At 39.6% G+C, this 8098-nt stretch carries 8 protein-coding genes; 4 read left to right on the forward strand and 4 right to left on the reverse strand.

Annotated features, from left to right (window positions below; all coding sequences use genetic code 11):
• The first annotated feature begins 4 nt into the window (after positions 1-4).
• Together SYJ56_RS23170 and SYJ56_RS23175 are read left to right on the forward strand one after the other, a co-directional pair.
• Positions 5-826 (forward strand): aminotransferase class IV, encoded by an 822-nt coding sequence (locus tag SYJ56_RS23170; protein ID WP_323838408.1) that lies wholly within the window; start codon positions 5-7, stop codon positions 824-826.
• A gap of 78 nt (positions 827-904) precedes the next feature.
• Positions 905-1279, forward strand: a complete 375-nt coding sequence (locus SYJ56_RS23175) for a hypothetical protein (RefSeq protein WP_323838410.1) — start codon at positions 905-907, stop codon at positions 1277-1279.
• 298 nt (positions 1280-1577) lie between these two features.
• Here SYJ56_RS23175 and SYJ56_RS23180 read toward each other — a convergent pair whose 3' ends face one another.
• The 4 genes from SYJ56_RS23180 to SYJ56_RS23195 all read right to left on the reverse strand — a co-directional run bounded on the left by SYJ56_RS23180 (position 1578) and on the right by SYJ56_RS23195 (position 5121).
• Entirely contained in the window at positions 1578-1979 is a 402-nt protein-coding gene (locus tag SYJ56_RS23180) for a hypothetical protein (RefSeq protein ID WP_416377833.1), read from the reverse strand.
• A gap of 72 nt (positions 1980-2051) precedes the next feature.
• On the reverse strand, positions 2052-3314 hold the full coding sequence (locus SYJ56_RS23185; protein ID WP_323838413.1) for an ABC transporter permease: 1263 nt from the start codon (positions 3312-3314) through the stop codon (positions 2052-2054).
• On the reverse strand, positions 3311-3943 hold the full coding sequence (locus SYJ56_RS23190) for an ABC transporter ATP-binding protein (RefSeq protein ID WP_323838415.1): 633 nt from the start codon (positions 3941-3943) through the stop codon (positions 3311-3313). The genes SYJ56_RS23185 and SYJ56_RS23190 overlap by 4 nt, the downstream gene beginning before the upstream one ends.
• Positions 3944-3945: 2 nt before the next feature.
• Positions 3946-5121 carry a hybrid sensor histidine kinase/response regulator gene (locus SYJ56_RS23195; protein WP_323838418.1) on the reverse strand — a complete coding sequence of 392 codons (1176 nt, stop codon included), beginning with the start codon at positions 5119-5121 and terminating at the stop codon, positions 3946-3948.
• 288 nt (positions 5122-5409) lie between these two features.
• Here SYJ56_RS23195 and sucD point away from each other — a divergent pair, with 288 nt between their 5' ends.
• The gene (gene sucD, locus SYJ56_RS23200) at positions 5410-6291 is read left to right on the forward strand and encodes a succinate--CoA ligase subunit alpha (protein ID WP_323838420.1); all 882 of its coding nucleotides are present in this window, start codon (positions 5410-5412) and stop codon (positions 6289-6291) included.
• Between the two features lie 251 nt (positions 6292-6542).
• Complete coding sequence (locus SYJ56_RS23205; RefSeq protein ID WP_323838422.1) at positions 6543-7844, forward strand: serine hydrolase domain-containing protein; 1302 nt, start codon at positions 6543-6545, stop codon at positions 7842-7844.
• Positions 7845-8098: the final 254 nt, after the last annotated feature.

The raw sequence follows: 8098 nt of genomic DNA on the forward strand, positions 1-8098 counted from the left end.
TATTATGAAACCATTTTGCTTTGCCGACGGGCAAATTATTTCTTTCGAAAAAGCCAGTATTCATCCTATGGATTTAGGTCTTATCCGGGGGTATGGGATTTTTGATTTTTTCAGAACAGTCAATTTCAAACCACTTTTCCTAGACAGCTACCTAGATAGATTTTTGGCTTCAGCAGAAAAAACCTTTCTACCACTGGACTATACCCGTGCAGAATTGAAAGCCATAATTCATGAATTGATAGAGAAAAACAACCTCAAAGAAGGAGGAATTCGTATGCTATTAAGTGGTGGGGTTTCACCAAATCACTTTTCGCCTGCTAAAGGAAAGCTATTTCTCTTTGCCGAGTCACTGATTTTTCCAGCTCAAGAAAAATACGATAAAGGCATCAAATTGCTCTCATTAGAATATGTGCGTCCTATTGCAGATATCAAAACGACAAATTATGCATTATCTGTATGGGATAGTATGCGCTGGAAAGATGCCGGTGCGGAGGATGTGATTTATCATATGAATGGTATCATAAGCGAGAGTTCAAGAAGTAACTTTTTCATCGTCAAGGATGGAATCATTAGCACTCCTGATACTCATGTTCTGATGGGAATCACCCGTAAACATGTGATAGAATTGGCTGGAGACGTACAAATCAAACCTGTCAGTATGCAAGAAGCTTTGAATGCTGATGAGGCGTTTATTACGAGTACTACGAAGGTGCTACTTCCGGTAACTCAAATCGATGAATATGAAATAGGTACTGGAAAACCAGGCCCAGTATCACTTGGCCTTTTAGAGAAATTCCGTGAGCTAGAGAAAGAGCTTTGCTATTAGGGTGAAATTTCGGAGAATAAAAAAACATTTAAGAATTGACAGCTTACAAATCTGTTTGAAAGTTAAACTGAGGCCACAATGATAAAAAGGATAAAAAGAGCAACTAAGAAGTATGGAAATCTAATTTTTATCCTTATTGGAGTTCTTTTTATTTTGCTTGGACTGACTTTACAGATGAGAGGAATTGAATCTTTTGAGGCTTATAATTACCTTATTCATCGAACACAAAATACTTCCACTTCTATTTCATATATCACAGGAATTTTTATTATTCTAATGGCATTCAAAAAAGATTGGATATTTAAGAAAAAGCAAAGACAAAGAATGGAGCAAGCCAGAATAGTAAAACTAAAACCAGATAATATTATTAAGAAAGCTTCGGGAAAAAATAAGAAAAAAGAGAAGGTCATTAAATTAGAGAACGTGACGATCTTAAAAATCAACAAAGAATAACTGTCGCTATATCCCATTTATAATAGACGGAAGTTCGTGCTCCGCAGACAGTTTTGAGATTATAATCGCTTAGTTCTCCGTATGAGAATTGGTGCTTAAAAGCCCATTAAACTCAAATTTGCAAAATGTTAAACACCTTACTTAAAACATGATTTTTGAGAATTTTTAGTAGTCAAAAACGGAAGGTAGACTTGAACCATTTAATTTTTTTTAGTGGAGAAGAGTTAAATCATAAGTTGTGCTCTCTGTGTAAAACTCTGTGATCTCAGCGGTTAAAACATCCTTCAGCAAAAGCCCCTTAATTCACCAAAGTTCCGTTTGTCAAAATATACATGAGTTTCTCAGGATCCTTGCTATTCAGAGTGAGAGTTCCGCGCACCCGCACTCTATTGGATGTGTATTTGATTGGCGAAGCCATATCTACTTCCATCACTGTCTCTGGGCCACCAGAACCACAAAAGAAGCATTCTGCCAAAGGCAAGCTTGAAAGGATGATATGCTCTGGTTTGAACATACCCTCAAAAGGAATAATGTAGCCATCTGCCTCCACTACTTTACCTTCCATCTTGGTAATATTCTCAGAAAAGACAGGAACATAGAGCTCACCATATTCGTCTTCTGAGATTTTATAGGTGACTTCAGAAAGGTTTTTCCAGACATTAGTACTTTGGGCCAGAAGTGACGCTTGTCCCAAAATCATCACTAGAACTGCCAAAAGGGCTATTTTTATTTTTCTCATATATTTTTATTCGAGTTTTGTATCAGTCGCTAGTTAGGCCTTTGTCAATTGCTTTGCAATACTTGTTTGATAAGCTGCAAGAGCTGGAATAATAGAAGCCAAAACTCCCACCACTAACGCATAAACTACTACCCAAAGTTCTTGCTTGAGAAAAATCCATGGCTGAAGACTGCCCAATACGCCCTGCTCATTCTGTGAAATAATCACCGCAAGAAAGGTATGACCCAGCAATATCCCCAGAACAGCCCCAAGAAATGTCAGCATAATTCCTTCTAGAAATATCAATATTAATAGCTGAGACCTAGATGCTCCAATGGCACGTAGAATTGCCAGATCGTATTTCCTTTCCTTTAGGGAATTATAGAGTGCAATGAAAATCCCAAGTCCTGAAATTCCAATGATCACCACAGCAAGACCCTGCAATAAGGTAATACCCACCCCAAGTAATTCAAAAAGCCTGGACATTTCAAAAGAAGGCGAAGCAGCTTGCATAGAAGTACCAGAATTAACCAATCGAGGCAGTTGTATCGCTGCCATTGGATTTCTGTATTGAATTAATAGCGTGGTCAATTCTCTGGATTCAGTGGTTTGCGGAAAACCTTTCGTAGCAACTGATTCTGCAAAATCTATCATCTGATGTTCTTCATTACTTGCTGTAGAATCTGATGTCTCAGCCTCTCCCTCATCATGAGTGTACCAGATAGATTCCACACTGGTCAAAATCAAACGGTCGAGTACATTGCCTTTCCGCTCTAAGATGCCAACTGCTTTGAAGCTATTGGCATCATGGTCGTGACTCCCTACGCTGATGCCATGGCTGCCAATAAACTTATCACCGACTTTGTAACCGGTCTTCTCGGCAACCTCAGCACCTAAAACTACTTCAAATGGTTTATCCCAAAGCACTCCACTTTGGAGTCTAGCTTCATAAAGTGCTGGATAATCATGGTTAGTCCCTACAATTCGAAAGCCTTGGTAATTATCTCCCAAAGCCATTGGGATACTATTTTTCACCAATCGATTTCTGGATAGTTTTTGAGCTTCATCCATCGGGATATTTCCCGTAGGAAAATCAATATGATAAACACCTGCGAGAATCAATTGTAAAGGACTTCCCTTTGCTCCAACTACCAAATCAATCCCTGCGGCATCCTGATTCATCTTCTTCTCAAACTGATCCTGAATAAGTAACAGCACTGTGATAATAGCCAATCCAAGAGCAAGCAAAAACACATTCAAGCCAGTGGAAAGTGGTCTGAATGTCAAATATTTCCAGCTTAGTTTAAATAAATTCATGCCGATTTTACTTCTACAAAATTGGGAATATGAGCCTTGACGCGGTGATCGTGCGTGACGATTATCAAAGCCGCTCCGATCTTGCTGGCTTGCGTCTTAAGAAGCTTTATGACTCGCTCCGTATTTTCATCATCCAAGCTTGAAGTTGGCTCATCTGCGAGAATTAACTTTGGGTTATTAGCCAATGCCCGGGCAATGGACACACGCTGTGCTTCTCCTTCACTCAATGTCAACACAGATGATTTTGATTTGCTTCCTAATCCCAATTCCTGTAACAATTGATCAATATTTTGTCCTTTCTTCTTACCAAAAAAATGAGCCATTTGCAGATTCTCTTTGACATTCAGAGCAGCCAGGAGATGTGGCTTTTGAAAAACAATTCCGATTTCTTTTCCCCGAAACAAATCCAACTCCTGCCCTTTCATTGTGGTGAAGTTTTTCCCAGCTAGCTTCACTTCACCTACGGCTGGCTGGAGTAATCCTGCAAGCAAATTCAATAGGGTGGTTTTGCCCGAACCTGATGCTCCTAGCACAAGCAAACTTTCTCCTGCCTGCAAGGCCATGTCAGGGAAAAATAACTTTTTTTGTCCTGAATGAGTATATTCTAGGTTTCTTGATTCAAAGAGCATAATTAACTAACGGGTATTTCTACTCTGAATGTTGTGCCTTTTTTAGTACTGCTTTCAAAAGTTATTTTCCCTTTCAAGACATCGATACATTTTTTCACAATAGATAAACCCAGTCCGGATCCCTCAACTACCCCAACATTCTTTGCTCTGAAAAAGCGTTCAAATAGCTGATTTTGCTCAGCTTCTGGAATACCAATTCCCTCATCTCGGATCGTACCTATCAATTTATTATCTACGAATTCCAAATTAAAAAACACGTCCTGCCCATCCTTAGAATACTTTACACCGTTTGACAAGAGATTTTCGAGAATCTGATACAAAAGCTCACTATCTGAGGTAATTACCTTAGGGAGATTAATCAATTTAGCTTTGATTTTTACGTTATTTTCAATCCCTGCATTTATTGTATCGAGAACTTCTTGGACAAATGCTCCCAAAAACATCTTTTTGGGTCTGAACTCGATTTTATCCGCATCAGCCTTACCAAAAAACAGGACGCTCGTCAGCAAATTATTCAATGCTCTCACTGAATTCTCAATTTTGAATGCATGCTTGCTGATCTTCTGCTTGAAGGGATGCTCCTTTTCCGCATAAATCTGAAGTAATTGCGCAGAACTCAAAATAGATGTGAGTGGAGTTTTAAACCCATGAGAAACATTCAATACAATTCTAGATTTCAATTCATTGATTTCCCGCTCCTTTTCTAGCGCTTTGGTAAGCTCTCTATTGGCATTGTAAAGCTCTACCGTACGTTGCTTTACTTTCTCTTCTAGTTCATTGTTGAGCTTCTGGAGTTCTTTTTCTTTACGGTCTTTATAGATGGCCAATTCAATCACCATATTTAACTCCCGAATGTTAAATGGCTTGATCACATAAGCACTTGGGTTGGTACCCACCACCTTATTAAGTGTCTCAGCGTCAGAACTTGCACTCAGGTAAACTACCGGAATATCGTACTTTTCATTGATGATTTCCGTTGTCTTAATCCCGTCCAGTTCTCCCGCTAAATTGATATCCATCATCACCATATCGGCATGATTTTCAGACAAAATTTCAAGAGCCTTTTCTCCAGAGTCTGCTATTCCAAGGATTTCGTGTCTGTTTTTTTCAAGTGCTCGCTGAAGTAAAAGGGCTGAAACTGGATCATCTTCAACGATGAGGATTTTAAGGCTAAACATAGATCATTGTGGCTGTGAAAAATCTAACTTGGGTCGAAAATATAAAAAATATGCGTCTGGTAGGTGGAAATAGATCAATTGCTTTTCAAAATCATTTTCTATTGTGGTTGCAATTCCTTACATGACTTTGCTAATAAGGCTCAGGAGATTCTGCTACTTTGATCGACTATCCAACCCCAATATGCTGACTTTCTTAAAGAATCGTCGAATTCCCTACATATTGTTACCCTTTTCTTTTGTAGGCGGTGGGTTTATTATATTTTTGTGCCAAACTATAGAAATCGCATCATGAGTGTTCTAGTAAATAAAAATTCCAAGGTAATCGTACAAGGTTTCACCGGATCTGAAGGTTCTTTTCACGCACAGCAAATGATCGAATACGGGACCAACGTAGTCGGCGGTGTTACTCCAGGTAAGGGAGGCTCGACTCATTTGGAAAAGCCTGTTTTCAATTCTGTAGAAGAAGCAGTTCAAAAAACCGGAGCAGATACATCTATCATCTTCGTGCCACCGGCATTTGCCGCTGATGCGATCATGGAAGCTGCTGACGCAGGCATCAAAGTAATCATCGCAATCACAGAAGGCATTCCTGTGGCAGATATGATGAAAGCTAAGCCATATATTATCGAAAGAGGAGCTACACTTATAGGCCCTAACTGCCCAGGAGTAATCACTCCAGGTGAGGCAAAAGTTGGCATCATGCCAGGCTTTGTCTTCAAAAAAGGAAGAATCGGCATCGTATCCAAGTCAGGAACGTTGACTTACGAAGCGGCTGATCAAGTAGCCAAAGCTGGTCTTGGCGTATCTACGGCTATCGGTATCGGTGGTGATCCTATCATCGGAACTTCTACTAAGCAAGCAGTGCAGCTTCTAATGGAAGATCCTGAGACTGACGCAATCGTGATGATCGGTGAGATCGGAGGAAACTACGAAGCTGAAGCTGCGAAGTGGATCAAGGAAACCGGCAATAAGAAGCCTGTAGTGGGATTCATTGCAGGTCAGACTGCTCCTGCTGGACGTAGAATGGGTCACGCTGGTGCGATCATCGGTGGAGCTGATGATACTGCAGCTGCCAAAATGAGAATCATGAGAGAAAATGGAATTCACGTAGTAGATTCTCCGGCTGAGATCGGGGCTACAATGGCAAAAGCCATGGGCGTGAATGTATAATATTTGTTAGATGTCGGGTGACCGATGTCAGATGTATGGAAGCCGCTTCGATTAAGTTCGGGGCGGTTTTTTTTGTGATTGAAGTAGGATACAACAGATAAAAGTAATACTCCTTCTAACCTAGATAATCAGGATTTTTTTACTAAATATCATATCCATGGGCGACACCCAAAATCTTCTCATGAGTACGACTAAGTGTACCTACCTAGAATCAGCTCCATATCAGAATTAGCTCAATTGTTAAAAATCTTATGTATAAAATCTTCTCTTCCTGCTTACTGTTTTTGTTGATCAGCCATTCTTTTGCCCAGAATTTTCCCCGATTAAATCAATTAGTAGATTCACTCGCTGCACACGATAAGTTCATGGGAAATATTCTTGTGATGCAAGAAGGAAAGCCGCTCTTTGAAAAATCAGTAGGCTATGGAAACATCACCTCCAAAACGAAACTCAGCGAAGATTCCAAATTTAGAATTGCATCCATAAGTAAGATGTTCACTGCTGTTATTTATTTTAAAACAGTAGAATCGGGAAAATTGCATGCTAGCCAGAGACTGTCCGAATTCTTCCCTTCTATATCCAAAGCAGATTCAATCATTATAGACAATCTCCTTAACCACAGGAGTGGGATTTACAATTACACGGATGAAGATTTCTTGGAATATAAATCCAATCCACAATCGCCGGAGTTTTTACTTAATAAAATAATAGAAGGTGGAAGTGAGTTTAGCCCAGGCAGTGATTCATGGTATTCGAATTCCAACTATTTATTGTTGACGTTTATTCTAGAGAAGGTTAATGGTGCTCCATTAGATCAGCTGATCAAAAAATGGATAACAGATCCATTAGAAATGAAGAACACCTTTTTACCTGAATCTAGTGATCATCCAGAGGTAAATTCTTATTCCTACTACAATGATTGGCAGTTAGTAGAACCAGCAGACCCTTCTGTTCTCTTAGGAGCTGGTGCAATTATCTCAACTACAGAAGATCTGGCAAAGTTTGCAGAAGGGCTATTCAAAGGAAAACTTATAAATAAAGAAAGCTTGTCCAACATGTTAACCATTGAAAGTGCTTTTGGGAGAGGAATTAGCAGCTTCCCATTTGATGAACATGCCGGTTATGGGCATATGGGCGGAATAGACGGATTTCAGAGCTTGCTGAGTTATTTCCCCACAGAGGATTTGACTATTTGCCTACTTAGCAACGGTATGAATTACAATTATGGCAATATCAGTGAGGCTATAGTATCCGCATATTTCGGACATGAAATTGAAATCCCTAACCTGAAAAACATAGTATTGAGTGAACAGGAATTGAAGAAATACATTGGGGAATATTCTAGCGATGACACCCCTTTAGAATTTACATTCTCGGTCGAGGATGGTTTACTTATTGCTTTTCCATCTGGGTATGAAAAAGCGGCATTGTCTCCAAAGAGCCTTGATACTTTTGAATATACACCCGTGAATGCAGTGCTCATTTTCAATCCTGAAAAAGGTGAAATGCAGCTAAATCAAGGCGGAGATAGTTATCTGTTTAGAAAAAAGTAAAGTATGTATGAATTAGCTATATAGGAAGATTAATCCATTTCCTTTCGGTTGGCTTCCAAAGGATAAACACTCACCGAAATTCTGAATTTACAATTCAACCGGGGAGTGTTAGCTAAACTCTGTCCTTCCCTTCCCTTGGGGTACCCCAAGGGAAGGGAACTAATTAATTAATTTTCCGTATTGATGTCCAGCTTCAGCCTTCCCTCAAATTTAATGGCCAGCTGCTGGACTGTCAAGCTCCAGTTGTGCAAAGG

Source organism: Algoriphagus aurantiacus, from assembly GCF_035156405.1.
Lineage (GTDB): Bacteria > Bacteroidota > Bacteroidia > Cytophagales > Cyclobacteriaceae > Algoriphagus > Algoriphagus aurantiacus.

Excerpts from the sequence above, each read along its gene's own strand:
- SYJ56_RS23175 (WP_323838410.1), top strand. The coding sequence starts at position 905 with ATGATAAAAAGGATAAAAAGAGCAACTAAGAAGTATGGAAATCTAATT.
- sucD (WP_323838420.1), top strand. The coding sequence starts at position 5,410 with ATGAGTGTTCTAGTAAATAAAAATTCCAAGGTAATCGTACAAGGTTTC.
- SYJ56_RS23180 (WP_416377833.1), bottom strand. The coding sequence starts at position 1,979 with ATGATTTTGGGACAAGCGTCACTTCTGGCCCAAAGTACTAATGTCTGG.
- SYJ56_RS23190 (WP_323838415.1), bottom strand. The coding sequence starts at position 3,943 with ATGCTCTTTGAATCAAGAAACCTAGAATATACTCATTCAGGACAAAAA.
- SYJ56_RS23170 (WP_323838408.1), top strand. The coding sequence starts at position 5 with ATGAAACCATTTTGCTTTGCCGACGGGCAAATTATTTCTTTCGAAAAA.
- SYJ56_RS23195 (WP_323838418.1), bottom strand. The coding sequence starts at position 5,121 with ATGTTTAGCCTTAAAATCCTCATCGTTGAAGATGATCCAGTTTCAGCC.
- SYJ56_RS23205 (WP_323838422.1), top strand. The coding sequence starts at position 6,543 with ATGTATAAAATCTTCTCTTCCTGCTTACTGTTTTTGTTGATCAGCCAT.
- SYJ56_RS23185 (WP_323838413.1), bottom strand. The coding sequence starts at position 3,314 with ATGAATTTATTTAAACTAAGCTGGAAATATTTGACATTCAGACCACTT.